The 20,748-nt window shown below is 70.7% G+C and carries 17 protein-coding genes; 7 read left to right on the top strand and 10 right to left on the bottom strand.

Annotated elements, in window-relative coordinates; genetic code table 11:
* Nucleotides 1–28 precede the first annotated feature (28 nt).
* The 5 genes from EV148_RS02880 to EV148_RS02860 form a co-directional block, all read right to left on the bottom strand.
* Nucleotides 29–382, bottom strand: a complete 354-nt coding sequence (locus tag EV148_RS02880; protein ID WP_131993157.1) for a hypothetical protein — start codon at nucleotides 380–382, stop codon at nucleotides 29–31.
* Nucleotides 270–2,975, bottom strand: a complete 2,706-nt coding sequence (locus EV148_RS02875; protein ID WP_131993154.1) for a serine/threonine-protein kinase — start codon at nucleotides 2,973–2,975, stop codon at nucleotides 270–272. Before EV148_RS02875 ends, EV148_RS02880 begins: the two co-directional genes overlap by 113 nt.
* 64 nt (nucleotides 2,976–3,039) lie before the next feature.
* Nucleotides 3,040–3,588, bottom strand: coding sequence for an ECF-type sigma factor (locus tag EV148_RS02870; protein ID WP_158287282.1), 549 nt, complete (start codon nucleotides 3,586–3,588; stop codon nucleotides 3,040–3,042).
* A gap of 259 nt (nucleotides 3,589–3,847) precedes the next feature.
* Nucleotides 3,848–4,048 carry a hypothetical protein gene (locus EV148_RS02865; protein ID WP_131993148.1) on the bottom strand — a complete coding sequence of 67 codons (201 nt, stop codon included), beginning with the start codon at nucleotides 4,046–4,048 and terminating at the stop codon, nucleotides 3,848–3,850.
* A 247-nt stretch (nucleotides 4,049–4,295) separates the two neighbouring features.
* Nucleotides 4,296–5,618, bottom strand: coding sequence for a TCR/Tet family MFS transporter (locus EV148_RS02860; RefSeq protein ID WP_131993145.1), 1,323 nt, complete (start codon nucleotides 5,616–5,618; stop codon nucleotides 4,296–4,298).
* Between the two features lie 221 nt (nucleotides 5,619–5,839).
* On the opposite strand from EV148_RS02860, the gene EV148_RS02855 reads away from it, so the two are divergent.
* Nucleotides 5,840–6,304: a (2Fe-2S)-binding protein gene (locus EV148_RS02855; protein WP_131993142.1), complete on the top strand. Its 465-nt coding sequence runs from the start codon at nucleotides 5,840–5,842 to the stop codon at nucleotides 6,302–6,304.
* Nucleotides 6,301–8,448 (top strand): xanthine dehydrogenase family protein molybdopterin-binding subunit, encoded by a 2,148-nt coding sequence (locus EV148_RS02850; protein WP_131993139.1) that lies wholly within the window; start codon nucleotides 6,301–6,303, stop codon nucleotides 8,446–8,448. Before EV148_RS02855 ends, EV148_RS02850 begins: the two co-directional genes overlap by 4 nt.
* 135 nt (nucleotides 8,449–8,583) lie before the next feature.
* On the opposite strand, the gene folE is transcribed toward EV148_RS02850, so the two are convergent.
* Both folE and EV148_RS02840 read right to left on the bottom strand, forming a co-directional pair.
* Nucleotides 8,584–9,198 (bottom strand): GTP cyclohydrolase I FolE, encoded by a 615-nt coding sequence (folE, locus tag EV148_RS02845; protein WP_131993136.1) that lies wholly within the window; start codon nucleotides 9,196–9,198, stop codon nucleotides 8,584–8,586.
* A gap of 54 nt (nucleotides 9,199–9,252) precedes the next feature.
* Nucleotides 9,253–9,861 (bottom strand): winged helix-turn-helix domain-containing protein, encoded by a 609-nt coding sequence (locus EV148_RS02840; RefSeq protein ID WP_131993134.1) that lies wholly within the window; start codon nucleotides 9,859–9,861, stop codon nucleotides 9,253–9,255.
* Between the two features lie 84 nt (nucleotides 9,862–9,945).
* Here EV148_RS02840 and EV148_RS02835 point away from each other — a divergent pair, with 84 nt between their 5' ends.
* Nucleotides 9,946–11,820, top strand: a complete 1,875-nt coding sequence (locus EV148_RS02835) for an aspartyl protease family protein (RefSeq protein ID WP_131993131.1) — start codon at nucleotides 9,946–9,948, stop codon at nucleotides 11,818–11,820.
* A gap of 203 nt (nucleotides 11,821–12,023) precedes the next feature.
* On the opposite strand, the gene EV148_RS02830 is transcribed toward EV148_RS02835, so the two are convergent.
* Complete coding sequence (locus tag EV148_RS02830; protein WP_131993128.1) at nucleotides 12,024–13,199, bottom strand: class I SAM-dependent rRNA methyltransferase; 1,176 nt, start codon at nucleotides 13,197–13,199, stop codon at nucleotides 12,024–12,026.
* A gap of 402 nt (nucleotides 13,200–13,601) precedes the next feature.
* Here EV148_RS02830 and EV148_RS02825 point away from each other — a divergent pair, with 402 nt between their 5' ends.
* A complete protein-coding gene (locus EV148_RS02825) occupies nucleotides 13,602–14,561 on the top strand; it encodes a TerC/Alx family metal homeostasis membrane protein (protein ID WP_131993125.1) in 960 nt (319 codons plus the stop codon).
* A 150-nt stretch (nucleotides 14,562–14,711) separates the two neighbouring features.
* Here the strand turns inward: EV148_RS02825 and EV148_RS02820 are convergent, their stop codons facing one another.
* Nucleotides 14,712–15,893, bottom strand: coding sequence for a GGDEF domain-containing protein (locus tag EV148_RS02820; RefSeq protein WP_158287281.1), 1,182 nt, complete (start codon nucleotides 15,891–15,893; stop codon nucleotides 14,712–14,714).
* Nucleotides 15,894–16,143: 250 nt separating this feature from the next.
* On the opposite strand from EV148_RS02820, the gene EV148_RS02815 reads away from it, so the two are divergent.
* From EV148_RS02815 to EV148_RS02805, 3 genes are all read left to right on the top strand, one after another.
* Complete coding sequence (locus EV148_RS02815) at nucleotides 16,144–16,935, top strand: rhomboid family intramembrane serine protease (protein ID WP_131993119.1); 792 nt, start codon at nucleotides 16,144–16,146, stop codon at nucleotides 16,933–16,935.
* 68 nt (nucleotides 16,936–17,003) lie between these two features.
* Entirely contained in the window at nucleotides 17,004–17,897 is an 894-nt protein-coding gene (gene phhA / locus EV148_RS02810; RefSeq protein WP_131993116.1) for a phenylalanine 4-monooxygenase, read from the top strand.
* A 108-nt stretch (nucleotides 17,898–18,005) separates the two neighbouring features.
* On the top strand, nucleotides 18,006–18,689 hold the full coding sequence (locus EV148_RS02805) for an ATPase (protein WP_131993113.1): 684 nt from the start codon (nucleotides 18,006–18,008) through the stop codon (nucleotides 18,687–18,689).
* Nucleotides 18,690–18,892: 203 nt separating this feature from the next.
* Here EV148_RS02805 and EV148_RS02800 read toward each other — a convergent pair whose 3' ends face one another.
* Complete coding sequence (locus EV148_RS02800; protein WP_131993110.1) at nucleotides 18,893–20,635, bottom strand: DUF885 domain-containing protein; 1,743 nt, start codon at nucleotides 20,633–20,635, stop codon at nucleotides 18,893–18,895.
* Nucleotides 20,636–20,748 lie beyond the last annotated feature (113 nt).

Raw genomic sequence — 20,748 nt, 5'->3', positions numbered from 1 at the left:
CCCCGGCTCGCCGCTCGAGTGCCGTCGATCATTCGCGGGCGAGGCGATCCTGGAGGGTGCGCAGGGGGTGGCGGTACTGGTCGCCGAGTTCGGGTTGCGCGGCATGGATCGCCGCAGCCTCGTCGGCGAGCATGCGCGCGGCGGCGCGGTCGTCGCGGTCGAGTTCGGTCGAAGCGAGGGCGACCAGCGCGTCGGCGAGTCGCGGGCTCGTCGGGAGCAGGATGCTGCGGCGCAGCTCGAGCGCGCGATGCAGCGACGCCGACGCGGCGTCATGGTCGTGTGCGAGTGCCCGCGGCGCGGCCGGCGTCGAGCGCGGCGCGTGCGCTCCACGGCACGAGCGCGTCGCCCTGGCCGCTGCGCGCGATCGCCTGCGCGACGGCATGCGCTTCACTCGCGGCGGTCGCGGCGTCGTGCGCGGCGAGCGCGATCTCGGCGGCGAGGAGGTGCCGGTCGAAGCGGTCGAACGTGGGAGGCGCGTCGTTCGCTTCGGCCGGCAGTCCGTCGAATCGCTCGCGTGCCGCGGCGAGGTCCCCGCGCGCGAGGGCGAGCGTCGCCTGCAGGCGCAGGTTCCCGGCGAATGCCTCGCCGTCGCGCGGCTGCTTCGCCTGCAGGCGTAGCGCGGCGGCCTCGTCGAGCTCGGCCTGCGCGGGCGCGAAGCGGCCGAGCTCGACGAGTACCGCGGCTTCGCGCTCGAGGCGCAGCGCGAGGTCGAGGCTGCCCGGGTGGTGGCTGCGGTCGATCGCGGTCGCCGCCTGCGCGTCGGCGATCGCGGCGCCGAGGTCGCCGGCGCCGGCCTCGCAGCGGCCGAGCACACTGAGTGCCGCGCGCGTGTGGAACGGATCATCGGCGCCGCGCAGTTTGATCGCGAGCTGCTTGGCGCCACGCAGGAGCTCGAGTCCTTCCTGCGTGCGGCCCATCTCGCAGAGCAGGTCGCCGAGGCGGAGCTGGGTCTGCAACACGTCGATGTGTTCCTCGCCACTGTCGCGCTTCGCCATGGTCCAGGCGGTGCGCAGGCTGCGCTCGGCGCCGGCGAGGTCGAGCTGGCGCGACTGCGCCTCGCCGAGATAGGCATGGTACTTGACCGCATTCGGCGCGGCCTCGGGCACGACCCTGGCGATTTCGATCGCACGTGCGAAAGCGGCGGAGGCTTCCGTCGGACGGTGCAGCTGCAAGGCCTGGATGCCGGCGCTGAGCAGCGAGTCGGCGAGATCGGCCGACGGCGGCTTTGCGTCGAACAGCCGCACCGCGCGCTGCGCGTAGTCGTACGCCCGCTGCGGATCGTGGTTCCACCAGTACTCGGCCTCGCGCCGCAGCCACGCGCCGCGCGTGGGCGAATCGACGTCGCCGAGGCGGTCGAGGATGCCGCCGGCTTCGTCGAGCACGGCCTTGCGTTCCTCGCCGGTGGCACGCGAACTCTGCATCGCGTTGCCGAGGCGGACGAGTTCGGCGGCGACCTCCGGCGACGCGGGGCCGTACACGTGGCGTGCGAGTTCGACTGCCTGGCGCCTCACGCGCAAGGCTTCGTCGGCGAGTTCGAGGTCATCATAGAGTTGGGCGAACAGCTGCAGCACGCTGAGCTTCGCTTCCGGCACGTCGGCCATCGCGCCGTCGATGCGCTGCGCGCCGAGGTCGAGCAGCTCGCGTGCGGTCGTCCGGCGTGCCTTCGCCGCATTCGGCTGGTTGCGCGAGTTGGCTCGGAACACGTCGCCGAGGAAGGCCTGGACCGCTTCGGCGCGGCGCGCCTGCACCTGCGCGCGCCGCGTCTCCACTTCGGCGCGCTGCGCCTGCCACAGCGCGACCGCGAGCGCGGCGAGGATCGACAGCACGAACAGCGCGCTGCCCGCCACGCCGCCACGATGGCGCGTGATGAACTTGCGCGCGCGGTACCAGCGTGACGGCGGATGCGCCTGCACCGGATGGCCGGCGAGGTGGCGTTCGACGTCGTCGGCGAACGCGCCCGCGGATGCGTAGCGGCGCTCCGGCTCCGCTGCCGTCGCCTTCAGCACGATGTTGTCGAGGTCGCCACGCAGCTGGCGCCGCACGACGCGCGCGGGTGCCGGCAACAGCGCCTCGTCCGTGTCCGCGCCGACGCGCGACGATGGCGTGTGCGTGTCGCCCGGCGCGCGGCGCTGCCCGGTCACGAGTTCGCCGAGCAGCACGCCGAGCGCATAGACGTCGGTCGCGGTGGTGACCTGGCCGAGGGCGAACTGCTCCGGCGCCGCGTAAGCGGGCGTCAACGCCTGTCGCTGCGTGCGCGTCGCGTCGTCGCCGGCGTCGAGCAGCTTGGCGATGCCGAAGTCGAGCAGCTTGACCTCGCCGTCGCGCGTGACGAGCACGTTCGACGGCTTGAGGTCGCGGTGCACGATCAGCGCGCGATGCGCTGCTTCGACCGCGTGGCAGACCGCGACGAACAGGCGCAGGCGCGCGTGCAGGTCGAGCTTGTGCGTGCGCGCATAGTCGGTGATCGGCTCGCCCTCGACGAGCTCGAGCGCGATGTACGGCATGCCCGCGCTGGTCACGCCGCCCTCGATGAGTCGCGCGATGCCGGGGTGGCGCAGTTGCGCGAGCGCGCGCCGCTCGTCGCGGAAGCGGCGCTGCTCGTCCGGCGTGTGCAGCCCGCGGTGCAGCAGCTTGAGCGCGACGACCTGGCGCACGCCGGCCTGCTCGCGCTCGGCGCGGTAGACGACCGAGTAGCCGCCTTCGCCGAGGCGCTCGATCAGCGTGTAGTCGCCGACGGTCGTGCCGTGCGGCAGCGCCGGCGGCGGCGCCGCGACTTCGCCGACGCGCCCGAGCAGCTGGTCGAACGGCTCGTCGAGCACGTGCTCGTCGCCGTCGTCGGCGGCGAGCAGGCGCAGCACCTCCGCGCGCTGCGCCTCGTCGCGGCACTGCGCCGCGAGCCAGGCCGCGCGCTCGGCGCGAGGCAGCGCGAGCGCGGCTTCGAACCATTCGCGTGGCGTGGCAGGCGAGCTGTTCATCGCGGTCCCCCTGGCGGCCGCCGTCCTCGCCAGCGATAACGCCGTTGCGCCCCCGGCGCGGACATCATTCCAGTGCGGACAGCAGGAACGCGCGCGCGTAGCGCCAGTCGCGATCGATCGTGCGGCGGGTCAGGCCGAGCAGCTCGGCGACCTGCTCCGGCGAGAGCCCGGCGAACCAGCGCAGCTCGACCACGCGTGCCGCCCGCGCGTCGACCTGCTCGAGCTTGGTCAGCGCTTCCTCGAGCGCGAGCGCCTGCTCGGCGCTTTCGACCTGCGGGTGGAGCCCTTCGCTGCCCGTCAGGCTCATGCGGATCCAGTCGCCGCCGGCCTTCTGGCGCATGCGGTCGCGCGCACGATCGGCGAGCAGGTGGCGCATCGCGCGCGCGGCGTAGGAGAAGAACTGCGCCGGATGCTCGAACGCGAGCTCGCGCCCGGTGTTCACGCGCAGCCACAGTTCGTGCACGAGTGCGGTCGTGTCGAGCGTGCCGCGCGCACCCCGCGCGAGCTGGCGGCTCGCCATCGCCTTGAGGCGGTCGTAGACGGCGTCGAACAGCTCACCGAGCGGCTGCGCCTGCACGATGGGTTCGGCCGGATCGGGTTCGCTTGCGGACATCGGCATTCTCGCGTGCGGACATCCCGAGTGTAGCGCGCGCGATCCGCGCAGGGACTCGCAGCGGCGCACGATCGGCACGCCGCTGCTCGTGCCGGATCCCGATGCTCGCGGCCGGCCGCGGCATTGCCGCCCGCCGCCGCCGGCCACGTCGACCGCCTTGTCCCCGGCCAGATCCGCGGCCTTGTCCCTGACGCCGCGCGGTCGCGCGGTGGCCCGGTTTCCGTACAGCCGACGTCGTCGCGGGCGCTTTCGCCGCTCGTCAGGCGACGGGGCGGCCGCGCAGCACGCGGGCGGGGAGCAGGATGATCCCGCGCAGCAGCTCGAACACGCCTTCGACCGCGAGGCCGACGAGGCGGAACGGCAGCAGCAACAGCCAGACGAGCGGGTAGAGCACCAGCGCGAGCAGCGCGACCGGCCAGCAGAACACCAGCAGCAGCAACCACAGCACGAAGGTCAGCATCGACGTCTCCACGGTGCCGGAACCGCTCCGGCGTACCCATCCTCGCATGATGGGGGCGCCGTGCCAGTGTCGAAAGGGGCACTTGAAATCCAATGCGGCAACGAGGCGGCCCGCCGCCGGCGCGGCGGGTGCACGGGTTGGCGGACTGCGCCTGCATGGAAATCATGGCGCGAAAAATCGCGTCGACGACGCCAAGGGGCGCGCACCATGCGCCCCGAAGCGGACAAGTGCAATTTTCGCGCGTCGATCAGTCGCGTAGTGGTGCGGGCTGCACGATGATCTCGTCGGCGTCCGAAACGACCGCTGGTTCGATCGTCGGCGGGGGCGCGGCGGTCGTCACCGCGGGCAGGCGCGCCGACACGCGCCAGGCGAGCACGCCGCCGCTGCCGACGATCAGCGCGGCGAGCCAGAACGTCGCGCCGGCAACGACGTCGTGGCGCGCCGAGCCGGCGACCGCGGCGAGGATCGTCGGGAACACCAATGCGCCGAGGATGCCCGCGATGCTGGACAGGCTCGCGACCGCGCCCTGCAGGCGGCCCTGCTCGCGCGGATCGACCGCGTGCGTCATCAATGCCTGCGCCGCGGGCGTCGCGACGCCCCACAACGCGGCGACCGGCATCATCGCCCAGAACCAGTAACCGGTCGGCGCGAGTGCGTACAGCGCGAAGCCGACCGCGCCGCAGGCGAGGCCGAACAGCAGCGTGCGCCGTTCGCCGAGCGCGGCGACGATGCGCTTGATCAGCACGCCCTGCACGATCGCCGCGAGCAGGCCGACCAGCGCGAGCGTGTTGCCGGCCATGTCCGGGCCCCAGCCGAAGCGATAGTCGGCGTAGAGCACGAACGTGGTCGGATACACCATGTGCGCGAATGCCATGAGGAACAGCACGCCGGCGATGCCGAGCACCTGCGGATAGCGGCGCAGCAGCGCGAGCGAGCCGAGCGGGTTGGCATGGTCCCAGTCGAAGCGCGTCGTGCGCCGTTCGACCGGCAACGACTCGGGCAGCACGAACCAGCCGTAGCAGAAGTTCGTCAGGCTCATCGCCACCGCGGCCCAGAACGGCAGGCGCACGTCGATCGCGCCGAGGTGTCCGCCGATGAACGGCGCGATGATGAAACCGAGGCCGAACGCCATGCCGATCATGCCGAACGCCTGCGCGCGCTGCTGCGGCGGGGTGATGTCGGCGATGTACGCGTTGGCGGTGCTGAAGCTCGCCGACGTGATGCCGGAGACGACGCGGCCGATGAACAGCAGCGGCAGCGAGTTGACCAGCGCCATCATCGCGAAGTCGAGGCCGAGGCCGAGGTTGGACAAGAGGATCACCGGGCGCCGGCCGTAGCGGTCCGACAGCGCGCCCTGCACGGGCGTGAAGACGAACTGCATCGCCATGAACACGCTCGCGAAGCCGGTGTACCAGCGCGCCGCGGCAGCGACGTTGCCGTGCAGGAAGTTTTCGATCAGGTGCGGCAGTACCGGGATGATCAGGCCGAACGACAGGATGTCGATCAGCACGGTCACGAAGATGAAGGCCAGCGCGGCACGGCGCGGCGCGGCGGGAGCGGTGGGTTCCATTGCGGGTCGGGGCCGGCTTGGCGAAAGCGCGCACGATAGCCGATTCGCGCCGTGTCCGCGCGCGGCGGGCCGCGGGCTCGCGTGCGCTGCGGCGTGTCGCCGCGGCGCGGGCGGCGTATGCTCGGCGCGGGTTTACCGATGCCGTGCGTGCAGCGGGTGGGCTCGCTCCGGCACTCCGATTGCGCCGCGCCCCGGCGCTTGCCTTTCCGCGAGGAGGAGTCATGAGCAGCGTGCATCTCAACGGCAGGACGGTGCCGGTCGACGCGGCGCCGGACACGCCGCTGCTATGGGTATTGCGCGACCATCTCGGCATGACCGGCACCAAGTTCGGCTGCGGCATGGCGCTGTGCGGCGCCTGCACCGTGCATGTCGATGGCGTGCCGACGCGTTCGTGCATCACGCCGCTGTCGGCGGTGCAGGGCAAGTCGGTGACGACGATCGAAGGCATCGACGGCAAGGTCGCGCACGCGGTGCAGGCCGCGTGGGACAAGCTGCAAGTGCCGCAGTGCGGCTACTGCCAGTCGGGCCAGGTGATGGCAGCGACCGCCCTGCTCGCGCGCACGCCGCGACCGAGCGATGCCGACATCGACGCCGCGATGTCCGGCAACCTCTGCCGTTGCGGCACCTACGCGCGCATCCGCGCGGCGATCCATGACGCAGCGGCGACCCTCGGGGGTGGCGCATGAACGCGTTCTTCGACGACTCGGGCATCGATGCGTCGCGGCGTCGCTTCGTCGTCGCCTCCAGCGCGGTCGGCGCCGGCCTGCTGCTCGGTTTCCACCTCGACACCGGTGGCGCGAAGCCGGCCGCCGGCACGGCCGCGGTGCGCGCGAACGCCTGGGTCGGCATTGCGCCCGACGGCGGGGTCACGCTGGTCTGCCAGCGCAACGAGATGGGCCAGGACGTGCACACCTCGCTCGTCATGCTCATCGCCGAGGAGCTCGGCGTGGATCCGGCGCGCGTGCGCGTCGAGCAGGCGACGGTCGATCCGGTCTACGTCAACACGCTGCTCGGCGCGCAGATCACCGGCGGCAGCACGAGCGTGCGCGACGGCTGGGACAGCCTGCGCCGCGCCGGCGCGACCGCGCGCACGATGCTCGTCGCGGCGGCAGCGGCGCAATGGAACGTGCCTGCCGTCGAGTGCCGCGTCGCCGACGGCCACGTGCTGCACGGCGAGCGCAAGCTCGGCTACGGCGCGCTCGCCGCGGCCGCCGCGAAACTCGAGGTGCCGGCCGACGTCACGCTGAAGCCACGCGCGCAGTTCACCCGCATCGGCAAGCCGCTCGCGCGCCTCGACGGCGCCGACAAGGCGCGCGGCCGCACGGTGTTCGGGATCGACGTGAAGCTGCCGGGCATGCTGCACGCCGCGCTCGCGCAGTGCCCCGTACTCGGCGGCAAGGTCGCCTCGTTCGACGCGGGCGACGTCGAAAGGCGCCCGGGAATACGCAAGGTACTGTCGATCGGCGATGGCGTCGCGGTGGTCGCCGATCACTGGTGGGTCGCCAGACAGGCGCTCGCCGACGTGAAGATCCACTGGGACGAAGGTGCCGCGGCGAAGCTCGACGACGCGGCGATCATGGCCGCGCTCGAAGGCGCGGCCGACGAGGCCGGCGCCGTGGCGAAGCAGGCCGGCGACGTCGCCGCGGTGTTCGCGAAGACCACGCCGATCGAGGCGCGCTACACCTGCCAGCTGCTCGCGCACGCGACGCTCGAACCGCAGAACTGCACCGCGCGCGTCGGCCGCGACGGCGTCGACGTCTGGGCCAGCACGCAGTTCCCGCAGGGCGCGCAGGGCGTCGCGGCGGCCGCGGCCGGGGTGAAGCCGGAACAGGTGCGCATCCATGCGCAGTTCATCGGCGGCGGCTTCGGCCGGCGCCTCGACGTCGACTACGTCGCGCAGGCGGTGGCGATCGCCAAGGCGCTGCCGGGTACGCCGGTGAAACTGATCTGGACGCGCGAGGACGACACGCGCCACGACGTCTACCGGCCACCGTCGCTGCACCTCATGCGCGGCGTGGTTGCCGACGGCCGACTCCTCGCGCTGGCGCAGAAGATGATCTCGCCGTCGATCACGAACCGCATGTTCCCGGGCGTGGTCAAGGACGGCATCGACGGCTTCATGGTCGAGGGCGCGGCGAACCTCACCTACGCGATCCCGAACCTCGACCTGCGCACGGTGATCCGCGAGATCGGCATCAAGGTCGGCTACTGGCGCTCGGTCAGCAACGCGCTCAACGCATTCGCGATCGAGAGCTTCGTCGACGAACTCGCGCACGCGGCGAAGCAGGATCCGCTCGCGTTCCGCCTCGCCATGCTCGAGGCGATGCCGCGCCAGCGCGCGGTGATCGAACGCGCGGCGAAGGACGCCGGCTGGGGCGCGCCCGCGGCCGGGCACGCGTTCGGGCTCGCCGCGATGGAGTGCTACGACACGCACGTCGCGCTCGTCGCCGAGATCTCGGGCAATGCCGAGCGCGTGCATGTCGAGCGGCTCTGCATCGCGGTCGACCCCGGCATCGCCGTGCATCCGGACCAGGTCGTCGCACAGATGCAGGGTGGCCTCGTCAGCGGCCTCGTCAACGCCGTGCGTGGCAAGATCACGCTCGCGGGCGGACGCGTGGAGCAGGCGAACTTCAACGACTTCACCTTGCCGCGCATGTCGGAGATGCCGGCGGTGTCGGTCGCGCTGCTCGAGGGCGGCGACAAGCCGGGCGGCATCGGCGAGGTCGGCGTGCCGCTGGTCGCGCCGGCGCTCGCCAATGCGATCTTCGCCTTGACCGGCAAGCGCATCCGCTCGCTGCCGCTTGCCGACGGCGGCATCGCGATCGGCTGATCGGAAGCGCCTCGCGGCGGTTCGCGGGGCGTGCGGCCATGGATGGCCGGCGCGGTTCAGGACAAGCCGAAGGCCGTCTCGCGCGCGAAGGCGCGCATCGCAGCGGCGCTCATGGACGAGCGCAAGGCGACGTCATCACCCATGCCCGTCGATGTCGATGAAGCGCAGGAACTCCGCGCGCGTGCGCGCGTCCTCGCGGAACGTGCCAAGCATCTGGCTGGTGATCATCGACACGCCGGTCTTGTGCACGCCGCGCGTGGTCATGCACTGGTGCGTCGCGTCGATGACGACGCCGACGCCGCGCGGCTTGAGCACCATGCCGATGCAGTGGGCGATCTGCGCGGTGAGCTTCTCCTGCACCTGGAAGCGGCGCGCGTAGGCGTCCACCACGCGCGCGAGCTTGGAGATACCGACGACCTTGTCCGTCGGCAGGTAGCCGACGTGCGCGCGGCCGATGATCGGCGCCATGTGGTGCTCGCAGAAGGATTCGAAGTGGATGTCGCGCAGTACGATCATCTCGTCGTAGCCGGCGACCTCCTCGAACGTGCGGCCGAGGTATTCGGCCGGATCGATCGCGTAGCCGGAGAACCAGTCGCGGTACGCATCGGCCACGCGCTTGGGCGTGTCGACCAGGCCTTCGCGCAGGGGATCTTCACCAGCCCAGCGCAGCAGGACGCGCACGGCCTCCTCGGCCTGCGCCTGCGTCACGGTCGGCGGCAGGGTCTTCTTCGTACGCGCGGTCTTCTTCATCGACGTCGCCGGCTGCGGGTGGACGCGCAGTCTAGCAGCCGTGCCGACGCGCGTTCAGCGCGCGCGCGGCTTGCGCGGCGCGGGCGTGCGTCGCGCCGGCTTCGCTTCCACCGGCGCGAGCACCCAGGTCAGCGCGACGAGCTTGCCGCGCGGGCGCTCGGCCGCCGGCTTCTGCACGAGTTCCATCAGCCGCGCGAGAAGGCGATTGATCTCGGCGAGTTCCGCGGCGTCGACCCAGCCCTTGCCGCGCGCGGCCCACAATTCGCGCCGCGGCCCTTCGACGACCGTCGCGGGGTCGGCCAGCGCGCGCTCGAAATCGCGACCGGCCACGCGCAGCACGCTCGCCGCGACGCGGCCGACCGCCTCGGCATTGGCGGTCGTGCCGGGCCGGTAGCGCAGGCGCAGGCGATCGCCCTTGCGCGTGCGCGAACGGTAGCGGCGGCCGTCGGGCGCGGCTTCCTCCTCGACGAGGCCGCCATCGGCGAGCTGGCGCAGGTGGTAGTAGAGGCTGTCGGCGGGCCGTCCGAGCGCGACGGCGAGCTCGGCCACGCTGACCGCCTCGCCGAACGCCTCGAGCGTATCGACGATCTCGATGCGCGTCGGCGAAGCGAGCAGGTCGATCTCCGCCGCATCCTCGAGCAGCGCGTTGCGGATCCGTGCCATCGGTTGGGTTGCCTCGTTTGAAATTCGATGCAATTATTCAAACAACGACGGCGCCGCGCAAGGCAGGCGCCGCGATCCGAGGAGATGAAGATGGTCAGGCAGATGATCGCGCTGGCGCTGCTGGCGTTCGGTTTCACCCAGGTGGTGCGTGCGGACGAGGCGGCCGACCTGCTCGCGCGCTGGAAGGCGGCGAGCGGCGGCGCGCACTGGGACGCGGTGAAGAGCGTGCGCACCGACGGCACGCTCTCCGCGGGCGGGCTCAGTGGCGCGTTCGACGCGCTGCAGGACGTCGAGCGCGGCCGCTCGAACGACCACTACAAGCTCGGCCCGATCGAGGGCGCCGACGGCTACGACGGCACGGTCGCCTGGACGCGCGATCCCGGCGGTGAGGTCGCCGTGCTCGATGCGCCCGAAGCGAAGCGGCGCGCGCGCAGCCAGGCCTGGCTCGACGCGCGCGGATACTGGTATCCGTCCCGCATCGGCGCGAGCTACGGCAAGCCCGAGGTGCGTGAACTCGACGGCCGTCGCTATGACGTGCTCGTCGCGACGCCCGACGGCGGCGACCCGGTCACGCTCTGGTTCGACGCACGGACGCACCTGCTCGTGCGCACGGAGCAGAAGCAGGGCGCCGACACCGCGACGACGAGCTTCGACGACTGGCGCGACGTCGACGGCGTCAAGCTGCCGTTCCACTCGGCCACGTTCCTCACCGACACCGCCGGTCGCGTCGACGAGCGCAACCGCAGCGAAGTGCAGGCGTCCAGCATGAAGGTCAACGTCACGGTCTCCGACGCCGACTTCGCGATGCCGGCGATGGCCGAGACTGCGCGCATCGACGCGGCGGATGGCGTCACGCGCGTGCCGTTCGAACTCGTCAACAACCACATCTATGCGCAGGGCTCGATCGACGGCAAGTCGGCGCGCTTCCTCGTCGACACCGGCGGTGCGAACCTGCTGACACCGGCCGCGGCGAAGAAGTTCGGCCTGGCCGGCGAAGGCAAGCTCGCCGGACGTGGCGTCGGCGAGGAGGTCGTCGACGTCGCGCTCGCGCACGCCGGCGAAGTGCGTCTCGGCGACGCCGTGTTGTCGCGCCCGGTGTTCTACGTGATGGATCTCGGCAAGCTGCCCGCCGTCGAAGGCTACGACAGCGATGGCCTGGTCGGCTACGAGATGTTCCGCCGCTTCGGCGTGACGATCGACTACGCGAGGCACGAGCTCGTGCTCGCGGAGCCGGCGAAGTTCGCGCCGCCGGCCGGCGCGCACGTCGTGCCGTTCGAACTCGCCGAGCGCATCCCGATCGTGCAAGGCAAGCTCGACGGCCTGCCGGTGCGGATCAGCATCGACACGGGTTCTCGCGTGTCGCTGACACTGCACTCGCCGTTCGTGCGCGAACACGGCCTGGTCGACAAGTACCACGCGGCGCCGGACGCGGTCGTCGGCTGGGGCGTCGGCGGCCCGTCGCGCGGCCGTCCCGCGCGCTTCGGCACGCTCGAACTCGGCGACCTCGCGGTGACCGGCATCGCGGGCGACCTCTACACCGGCGACAAGGGCGCGTTCGCGAGCCCCGACCTGTCGGCCAACCTCGGCGGCGGTGTACTCAGGCACTACACGGTCGCGTTCGACTACGGCGCGAAGAAGATGTACCTCGCCCCGAACGCGGACGGGGCGGGTGTCGACGCGTTCGATCGCAGCGGCCTGTGGCTGCTCGGCGCGGGCGATGCGCTCGATGTCGCCGATGTCGCGAAGGACAGTGCCGCCGCGCGCGCAGGCCTGCGCGAAGGCGATCGCATCACCGCGATCGGCGGCGAGAAGGTCGCCTCGCGCGGCCTGCCCGAATGGCGCGAGCGCCTGCGCACGCTGCCGGCCGGCACGAAGCTGGCCATCGCCTACGAGCGCGGCGGCAAGGCGGCGCAGGCCGACCTCGTGCTCGCCGATCGCATCGCGAAGCAGTGGAAATAGGCCGGACGTGCAGCGCGGCCGGCATGCAACGCCGGCCGCCGCGCGTCGAAGGCATCGCGGCTGAAGCCGCTCCCACGATGGAACGAGGTGCTGCAGGGCGGTACGCGCGAAGCGCGTGCCGCCGATGCGGCGCTGGCTTGGCAGGCGCTTCGACGCCGCCGCTTCGCAGCCCCCGGCCCTCGGCCTTCAGCCCAGCGCTTCGGCTATTCGACGCGGCAGAACGCCGCCTTGAGATAACGTGACTCCGGCACGTGCGCCTGCCACGGATGATCCTCGCCCGCGCCGGTCACCTTGAGCACCTGCACCGTGCGGCCGGCGTAGAACGCCGCGCGGCGCAGCATGTCGAGGAACTGCTCCTCGCTGACGAGGCCGGTGCACGAGCAGGTCAGGAAGATGCCGCCCGGCTTGACCGCGCCGAGCGCGAGCTTGTTCATGTCGAGGTATTTCTTGAGCGCCGGGATCACCTGCTCGCGATCGCGCGTCATCTTCGCCGGATCGAGGATCACGACGTCGTACGGGTCCTTCTTGCCGTCGCGCAGCCAGTGGAAGATGTCCGCCTGCACGAAGCGCACCTTCGCCTTGTTGAGGCGCGCGTTCTTCTCCGCGATCGCGAGGATCTCCTCGTCGAGGTCGACGCCGGTGACTTCGCTCGCGCCGCCGATCGCCTTGGCGTAGATGCCGAAGCCGCCCGAGTTGCAACACAGGTCGAGCACGCGCTTGCCTTCGCAGAACGTCGACAGGTACCTGCGGTTGTCGCGCTGGTCGGCGAAGAAGCCGGTCTTGTGCTTGGTGCCCGGCGCGGCGTGGAACTGCACGCCGTGCTCGTGGATCACCGTCGGCGTCGGCGGCGACGGGATGCCGCAGTCGAAACTCTCCTGCTTCTGCACGTGTTCTTCGGCGAACCAGTACAGGTCCGCGTCCGGGAAATGTTCGAGCAGGCAACGGCGGATCAGGTCGCGCACCTTGAACATGCCCGCCGAGAAATACTCGATCACCAGCGTGTTCGCGAAGCGATCGACGACGAGGCCGGACAGGCCGTCGCCCTCGGAGTGGATCAGCCGATAGGCATCGGTGACAGCATCGAGGCGCAGCACCTCGCGCCGCAGCGACACCGCCTGCGCAATCCTGCGCGCGAAGAACGCCTCGTCGACCGTTTCATCGGGATCGGCGGTCAGCACGCGCAGCGCGATGCGCGAATGGCCGTTGTAGAAGCCGCGTCCGGCGAACTGGCCTTCGCGGTCGACGATGTCGACGATGCTGCCGGGCTTGGGTTTGGTCGCCGGCTTCTCGACCATCTTCTGGAAGATCCAGGGATGGTTGGAGCGGCGTTCGGTCTTGAGCTGGATGACGGGCAGCGGGCCCGTGGCGTGGCGGTTCATCGGCGGATTATAGGGCCGAGGGCCGAGGGCCGAGGGCTGCGGGCGGGAAGCTGCAGGCCGATCGAGGCGCGCGGCCCGGATCCGCCGGTCGCGCACCGGGTGCGCTCCTGTACGGGTCGGGCACGCGCTGTGGAAGCGGCGGAAGCATTTCCGCAGCCCTCAGCCCCCCGCGCTGCGCCCGACCTTGCCAGCGCCACGGCGCGGCGCTAAGTTCCGCTCCAGCAGAAGGGGAGTAGCTCTCCCGTCGCCGCGATCGTCATCACGGGCCGCAAGGCCCCGGTCCGGCGGGCGGTTCGCCAGGCGAACCGCGAGCAAGACCTTCGCCGTCGACGGCGAAGGTATGTCCCGAGCATTCGTGACCCCAAGCCCTCGGCCCGTTCAGGGCTTTCTTGGGACACGGACATGCACAGCATCGCGACACCGGGCATCTGGGCCGCTTTCGTCGCCATCCTCCTCGTCGCGCTCGCGGTCGACTTCTCGCTGCTGCGCGCGGCCGGTCCGCGCCGCGTCACGTTCCGCGCGGCGGCGGCGTGGAGCGCCGGCTGGATCGGCCTCGCACTCGCATTCAACTTCGGTCTTTGGGCCTGGCTCGACGCGCATGCGGGCCGCGCGGTCGCCCACGAGACCGGCCTCGAATTCCTCACCGGCTACCTGATCGAGAAAGCCCTCGCGATCGACAACATCTTCGTGTTCCTGCTCGTGTTCAACACGTTCGCGGTACCGCCGGAACTGCGCCAGCGCGCGCTCATGCTCGGCGTGCTCGGCGCGATCGTGTTGCGCGCGCTGTTGATCTTCGTCGGCGCCGCACTCGTCGCCCAGTTCCACTGGGTGCTCTACCTGTTCGGCCTGTTCCTGCTGCTGACCGGACTCAAGATGCTGTTCGCGACGACCGCGTCGCCGGACCTCGAGCAGAACGCGATCCTGCGCTGGATGCGCCGGCACCTGCGCATCACGCGCGAGTTCCGCGGCGAGGCGCTCGCCGTGCGCGAGGACGGCCGGCGCTGGTTCACGCCGATGTTCGTCGTGCTCGTGCTGGTCGCCGTCACCGACGTGATCTTCGCGGTCGACTCGATCCCGGCGATCTTCGCGGTCACGCTCGACCCGTTCGTCGTGCTGAGCTCGAACGTGTTCGCCGTGCTCGGCCTGCGCGCGCTGTTCTTCCTGCTCGCCGGCATGGCCGACCGCTTCCACCTGCTCGGCCACGGCCTCGCGGTCGTGCTGCTGTTCATCGGCGCGAAGATGCTGCTTGCCGGCGTCTGGAAGATCCCGATCGGCGTCGCGCTCGGCGTCGTCGCGCTGGTCATCACGGCGTCCGTCGTCGCGAGCCTGCTGATCCCGCCGCGCAAGGCGGGCGCCGGCTGACCCGCTCCGGGGGAGATGTTCGGAGGCCAGGCCAAACACGGAGCACATGGAGAAATCACATCGAGGGAGATCTCTTCCCTGCGCGTTCCCTGTGCCCGGTGCTTCGATCTTTCCGCTCGTGCCTTCGAAGGCGGCAGCGAGGAGATTGCCTCAGGCGCGGCCGAGCGAAACCTGCGACGCGACGGGCGCCGGGGCGAGCGTCGAGTAGGCGACGCAGCGGTTGCGGCCGTTGTGCTTGGCCGCGTAGAGCGCGCGGTCGGCGTTGCGCAGCAGCGCGCGCAGGTCGCGTGTGGCGGGGTCGAGCGAGGCGACGCCGATCGACACGGTCAGGCGTTGCGGGTGGCCGCCGAGCGGCAGCAGCGCGCTCGCCACGTGCTGGCGCAGGTACTCGGCGAGCACGCAGGCCTCGAGTTCGCCGAGGCCGGGCAGCAGCACGGCGAATTCCTCGCCGCCGATGCGGCTGAGCGGCGCGTCCACCGCGAGTGATTCGCGCATCAGGCGCACGAGGCCGAGCAGCGCCTCGTCGCCGGCGTCGTGGCCGAACGCGTCGTTGATGCGCTTGAAGTGATCGACGTCGATCGCGAGCAGCGACAGCGGGCGATCCTCGCGCAGCGCGTCCTCGATCGCGCTCGTCGCGACGCGCGCGAGCGTGCGCCGGTTGTGCACGCCGGTCAGCGGATCGGTCATCGCCAGCCGGCCGAGATCGTCATTCATGCGGTCGCCGCACATGAGCATGAAGCCGATCGTGCCGAGCATCGGCAGGATCGAACTGAAGATCAGCACGACGTTGAGCATGAACGGGCGGAATTCCTCCAGCCCGAGTACCGGGGCGAAGAACTCGGTGAGGCCGCGCGCGAGCGCGAGCGCGGCGCAGGCGACGAACAGCGAGCCGGTGAGGATGTCGGCCGGACGCAGGCGTCCGCGGCCGAGCAGCACCGCGCGGGCGACGCCGAGCTGCAGCGCGACGATCGGCAGCGTGTCGAAGGTGACGCGCCAGCGCGGCGACGGCCAGACCAGCGTGAACAGGCACAGGATCGCGAACGTGAGCGCGACCAGGAGCAGCGGCGCGAGGCTGCGCGGGCGCTGCGCGAAACGGTTCATCGCGCGCCCCATCTCCGCGTACGAGAGGGCGTACATCGTGTTGGTGAGCACGATCGGCAACGCATCGTCCCAGCTCGGGCTGCGCAGCGCCGCCGACAACAGCGCGAGCGTCTCGATCAGCAGGCCCCCGATCCAGATGCGCATGGCCGCGCGCAAGTGTCGCGGATAGCGCGACGCCGCGAACGACAGGCTCGCGCCGACGCACAGCGTCAGCAGCGAAGCGATCAACATGGCGGATTTGATGTCGAAGCTCATACGGAGCGGCAGGCAGTGGACGGTAGCCGGAGCGACCGCGCGTACTGCTGCCGGATGCACGGCGGGCCCCCTCTCCCGGTCGCGCTGCGGGTTGCCGAAAAGGCCGCGCGCCCTCATTCGCGCGGTTCTTCGGTTGATACCGCAAGGATTGTACCAACGGGTATCCGGCCTCATTCTGTGACGGAGTCGACTTGCGCAGCTGAATGGCGCGCCCAATGTGGCAGCTATGGACATCGCCCGCCCCGTTCCCGAACCCACTTCCGTCACGGTTGCGCAGGATCGCCTGCGCATCCGCCATGCGCTGCTCGGCGCCGGGGCGCTGCTGGCCGGGGTGTGGATCGCCTGGCTCGCGGCCTGGCTGCTCGGCTGGCCGATCGACGAGCTCGGCATCCTGCCGCGCCATGCCGCGGGTCTGGTCGGAATCCTCACCGCGCCGTTCGCGCACGCCTCGTTCGAGCACCTCATGTCGAACACCCTGCCGCTCGGCGTGCTGGCGACGCTGACCCTGTACGTCTATCCGCGCGCGACGCGGCTTGCGTTGCCGGCGATCTGGCTGCTGTCCGGGCTCGGCGTCTGGCTCTTCGCGCGCGACTCCGCCCACGTCGGCGCGAGCGGGATCGTGCACGGGCTCATGCTGTTCCTGTTCGTGATCGGCCTGCTGCGTGGCGATCGCCTCGCGGTGGTGACCTCGCTCGTCGTGTTCTTCCTCTACGGCGGCATGCTGCTGTCGGTGTTGCCGCACGAGGAACGCATCAGCTTCGAATACCACCTCGCCGGTGCCGTCGCCGGCCTGCTCGCCGCGATCGCGCTGCGCCGGCGTGACCCGACGCCTGCGCGCAAGCGCTACAGCTGGGAAACCGAAGCGGCAAACGATGCGGTCGACGACGAGCTCGAACTGCCGCGCGCGGCCGTAGTACCCGTGCTCTGGCAGCGCAGTGCCGGCGAGGGCAGCCACGGGCGCGTGATCGCGTTCCGGCCGCGTTCCGCCCCGCCCGCGGACGAGCGCGGCGGCGACTGAATGCCGCACCGCGCGCGCCGGCGCGCGCCACGCGCTAAGCTGTCATGCATGCAAACCGGATCCGTGCCATGACTTCGTCCGAACCGCGCCGCGTCGAACACCAGCAGACCGACAAGGGCTACGTGCCGGTCTATACCACGGCGGTCGTCGAGCAGCCGTGGGCGAGCTATTCGCGCACCGACCACCAGACCTGGGCGACCCTGTTCGAGCGCCAGCGCGAGCTGCTCAAGGGTCGTGCCTGCCGCGAGTTCATCGTCAACCAGGAACGCTTCGGCATGTCGCCCGACGCGATCCCGCGCTTCGACGACCTCAACGAAGTGCTGGCCAAGGCGACCGGCTGGCAACTCGTCGGCGTCGAAGGCCTGCTGCCCGAACTCGTGTTCTTCGATCACCTCGCGAACCGGCGCTTTCCGGTCACCTGGTGGATCCGCAAGCCCGACCAGCTCGACTACCTCGCCGAGCCGGACCTGTTCCACGACCTGTTCGGCCACGTGCCGCTGCTGCTCGAGCCGGTATTCGCCGACTACATGCAGGCCTACGGCCGCGGCGGCGTGAAGGCGCACGGGATCGGCGCCGAAGCGCTCGTCAACCTCACGCGCCTGTACTGGTACACGGTGGAGTTCGGCCTGATCCGCCAGGACGGTGGCCTGCGCATTTACGGCTCGGGCATCGTGAGCTCCAAGGGCGAGTCGATCTACTGCCTCGAATCGCCCGCGCCGAACCGCATCGGCTTCGACCTGCGCCGCATCATGCGCACGCGCTATCGCATCGACACCTACCAGAAGACCTACTTCGTCATCGACAGCTTCGAGCAGCTCATGGACGCGACGCGGCCGGATTTCCGCCCGCTTTACGCCGAACTCGCCGCGCAGCCGTCGATCCCGGCCGGCGACGTGCTGGCCGGCGACAGCGTGCACCATCGGGGCACCGGCGAAGGCTGGGCGACCGACGGCGACGTCTAGGCGTCACGCGCCGGGCGGTGCCACGACGCGGGCCTGGCGTCGCCGACGGGTGCGAACCATGCCCTCGCCGCGCGGTCGGAACGAGGTCACGATGAAGTGGAGGCGACGATGAAGCGCTGGCTGGGCCCGTTCGCGACGTTCGTGCTGGCGCTCGCCGGCGCCGCGCATGCCGGGATCAGGCAGGCGGAGCCCGACGGGTTCTTGCTCGCCTACGCCGCGCCGGTGAAAGGGGATGCCGCGCACGCATGGGCGGCGCTCGTCGCCGTGCCACGCTGGTGGAACCGCGAGCACACCTGGTCCGGCAAGGCCGAAAACCTGTCCCTGAAGCCCGAGGCGGACGGCTGCTTCTGCGAACGCTGGAGTGGCGGCAGCGCCGTGCACGGCCGCGTCTTGATGGCCCTGCCCGACCGCATGCTGCGCCTCGACACCGCGCTCGGACCGCTGCAGGAGTTCGCGCTGAAGGGCATCCTCACGTTCTGGATCCGCACCGCCGATGATGGCTCGACCCGGCTCGAACTCGAGTACCGCGTCAATGGCGCCTCGACGAGCGGCCTCGACGAAACCGCGCCGAAGGTCGACGAAGTGCTCGGCGAGCAGTTCGCGCGCCTCGTGCGCTGGATCGACAATGGCGATCCGGAACCGCCGCCCGCGCCGCCGCCGCCGCCGGCCGGTGCCGAAGCGGCCGCACGCGCGCGAGCCGCGATCCTCGAGGAATGGAAGCAGCGGGCGCTCGAGGAGCAGCAGAAGAAGGACGCCACGGCGAAGCCCCCGGCAAAGGAGCCCCGGCGCTGACGGGCGCGCGCTGGGAAAGCGAAGCGGAAGGCGGGACCACGAAGGGCACGAAGGGAAGCAACGGCAAAGATTGAAATACGGAGCACGCTGGGGAAAGCGTTTGATCTGCCTTCTCCGCGTGCTCCGTGTGCTTCGTGTTTCAAGCGTTGAAGCTCGATCTTCTCTTCCCTTCGCGCTCCAGGCTTTCGCTCTTCAGCCGGACATCAGGACTTCGCCGCGGCCTTGCGCGAGGCGATCCACGCGTCGATGCGCTGGTCGAGCACGGGCAGGGGCACCGAGCCCTCGGCGAGGATCGCGTCGTGGAACGCGCGCAGGTCGAACTTGTCGCCGAGCGCCTTTTCCGCACGCGCGCGCAGTTCGACGATGCGGATTTCGCCGAGCTTGTAGCTGAGCGCCTGACCCGGCCAGGAGATGTAGCGGTCGACTTCGGTCTCGACCTCGTGCCGGCTCAGTGCGGTATGCGAGGCGAGGTAGTCGATCGCCTGCGCGCGCGTCCAGCCCTTGTGGTGGATGCCGGTGTCGATGACGAGGCGCGCGGCGCGCCACATCTCGTAGGTTTCGCGGCCGAACTCCTCGTAGGGCGTGTGGTAGATGCCCATCTCCTTGCCGAGCTTCTCGCAGTACAAGGCCCAGCCTTCGCCGTAGGCGGAAATGTAGTTGTGGCTGCGGAATTCCGGCTGCTGCTTCTGCTCCTCGGCGAGCGCGCCCTGCAGGGAATGGCCGGGCGAGGACTCGTGCAGGGTCAGCGCGGGCAGGTTGTAGAGCGGGCGCGAGGGCAGGTCGTAGGTGTTGACCCAATAGGTCTGCGCGCTGCCGCGGCCGGCGGTCCAGAACGGCGCGATCGATGCCGGCACCGGTTCGATGCCGAAGCGGCCGCGCGGCAGCGTGCCGATGAAGCGGCCGATCTTCGCGTCGACCTGCTTGGCGATCCAGGCCGCATGCATGAGCAGCTCGTCCGGCGTCTTCGCGTAGAACCGCGGGTCCTTGCGCAGGAATTCGAGGAATGCGGCGAAGTCGCCCTTGAAACCGCTCGCCTTCATCGTCGCCTGCATCTCGGCATCGATGCGCGCGACTTCCTTGAGGCCGATCGCGTGGATCGCCTCGGGGTCGAGGTCGAGCGTGGTGTACTCGCGGATCTGCTGGCGGTAGTAGGCCTTGCCGTCGGGCAGCGCCTCGGCGGCGAGCGTCTCGCGCGCGTGCGGCACGTATTCGTCGCGGAAGAACGCGAGCAGCTTCGCGTAGGCCGGGATCACGTGCTCGCGGATCGCGCGCGCGGCGTCCTTGCGCAGCGCGGCCTGCTCCCCGGCCGGGATCGTCGCCGGCAGGCTCTTCAATGGCGCGTAGAACTCGCTGTCCTCGGGCGACTTCACCCCGGCGTAGCTCGCGATCGACACGTCGCGGCCGTCGAGCACGGCGCGCGGCACGCTGAAGCCGCGCGCAAGGCCGGCGCGCATGTTCGCGACCTGCTCTTCGAAGTAGCGCGGCACGTCGTCGAGCTTGGCGATGTAGTTGCGCACCGCCCGTGCGTCGCCGAGCGGGCGGCGTGCCATGAAGCCGAGGTCGGACCAGAACTGCGAGTCGCTGTTGAACGGCATCTCGTAGCCGCGGAATCGGATGTCCGCGGCGAGGTTCTCGACCTGCGGCCGGTACACGGCGAGGTTGACCTGGTTTTCCTCGGACAGCTGCTGCGCGGGGATCGTGGCGAGCTGCTTGAGAACGTCGTCCCAGTAGGCGAGCCGCTTGGCCTGCGTCGCGGCATCGACCGCGGGCAGGTGGTCGTCCTTCGGATCGGCCTGGCGGTCCTCGTCGTCGAGCCCGCCGAACTGCTGCTGGCGCCAGCTCCATTCCTTCGTGTACAGCGCCTTGAAGCGATCGTCCGCGTCGCTCGCGTGGGCGAGCGTGGTCAGGCCGGTGCAGAGCAGCAGGGCGAGGCAGCAGCGGTTCATCGGGCTCTCCGTCACGAAAGCCGCCATCATCGCACCGATCGCGTGCTTGGACAGTGCCACTGGATGGGCGCTGCGACGGGCTGCGCTTACCCGCGTGCCGGGGGCAGTGGATC

Source organism: Dokdonella fugitiva (assembly GCF_004342425.1).
GTDB lineage: Bacteria > Pseudomonadota > Gammaproteobacteria > Xanthomonadales > Rhodanobacteraceae > Dokdonella_A > Dokdonella_A fugitiva.
The sequence above is the reverse complement of the archived record's forward strand: the minus strand, read 5'-3'. Positions and strand labels throughout refer to the sequence as shown.

Excerpts from the sequence above, each read along its gene's own strand:
- EV148_RS02805 (WP_131993113.1), top strand. The coding sequence starts at position 18,006 with ATGAAGCGCTGGCTGGGCCCGTTCGCGACGTTCGTGCTGGCGCTCGCC.
- EV148_RS02840 (WP_131993134.1), bottom strand. The coding sequence starts at position 9,861 with ATGGCACGGATCCGCAACGCGCTGCTCGAGGATGCGGCGGAGATCGAC.
- EV148_RS02860 (WP_131993145.1), bottom strand. The coding sequence starts at position 5,618 with ATGGAACCCACCGCTCCCGCCGCGCCGCGCCGTGCCGCGCTGGCCTTC.
- EV148_RS02855 (WP_131993142.1), top strand. The coding sequence starts at position 5,840 with ATGAGCAGCGTGCATCTCAACGGCAGGACGGTGCCGGTCGACGCGGCG.
- EV148_RS02835 (WP_131993131.1), top strand. The coding sequence starts at position 9,946 with ATGAAGATGGTCAGGCAGATGATCGCGCTGGCGCTGCTGGCGTTCGGT.
- EV148_RS02870 (WP_158287282.1), bottom strand. The coding sequence starts at position 3,588 with ATGTCCGCAAGCGAACCCGATCCGGCCGAACCCATCGTGCAGGCGCAG.
- folE (WP_131993136.1), bottom strand. The coding sequence starts at position 9,198 with ATGAAGAAGACCGCGCGTACGAAGAAGACCCTGCCGCCGACCGTGACG.
- phhA (WP_131993116.1), top strand. The coding sequence starts at position 17,004 with ATGACTTCGTCCGAACCGCGCCGCGTCGAACACCAGCAGACCGACAAG.
- EV148_RS02820 (WP_158287281.1), bottom strand. The coding sequence starts at position 15,893 with ATGTTGATCGCTTCGCTGCTGACGCTGTGCGTCGGCGCGAGCCTGTCG.
- EV148_RS02880 (WP_131993157.1), bottom strand. The coding sequence starts at position 382 with ATGCCGTCGCGCAGGCGATCGCGCGCAGCGGCCAGGGCGACGCGCTCG.
- EV148_RS02815 (WP_131993119.1), top strand. The coding sequence starts at position 16,144 with ATGGACATCGCCCGCCCCGTTCCCGAACCCACTTCCGTCACGGTTGCG.
- EV148_RS02865 (WP_131993148.1), bottom strand. The coding sequence starts at position 4,048 with ATGCTGACCTTCGTGCTGTGGTTGCTGCTGCTGGTGTTCTGCTGGCCG.
- EV148_RS02825 (WP_131993125.1), top strand. The coding sequence starts at position 13,602 with ATGCACAGCATCGCGACACCGGGCATCTGGGCCGCTTTCGTCGCCATC.
- EV148_RS02830 (WP_131993128.1), bottom strand. The coding sequence starts at position 13,199 with ATGAACCGCCACGCCACGGGCCCGCTGCCCGTCATCCAGCTCAAGACC.
- EV148_RS02800 (WP_131993110.1), bottom strand. The coding sequence starts at position 20,635 with ATGAACCGCTGCTGCCTCGCCCTGCTGCTCTGCACCGGCCTGACCACG.
- EV148_RS02850 (WP_131993139.1), top strand. The coding sequence starts at position 6,301 with ATGAACGCGTTCTTCGACGACTCGGGCATCGATGCGTCGCGGCGTCGC.
- EV148_RS02875 (WP_131993154.1), bottom strand. The coding sequence starts at position 2,975 with ATGAACAGCTCGCCTGCCACGCCACGCGAATGGTTCGAAGCCGCGCTC.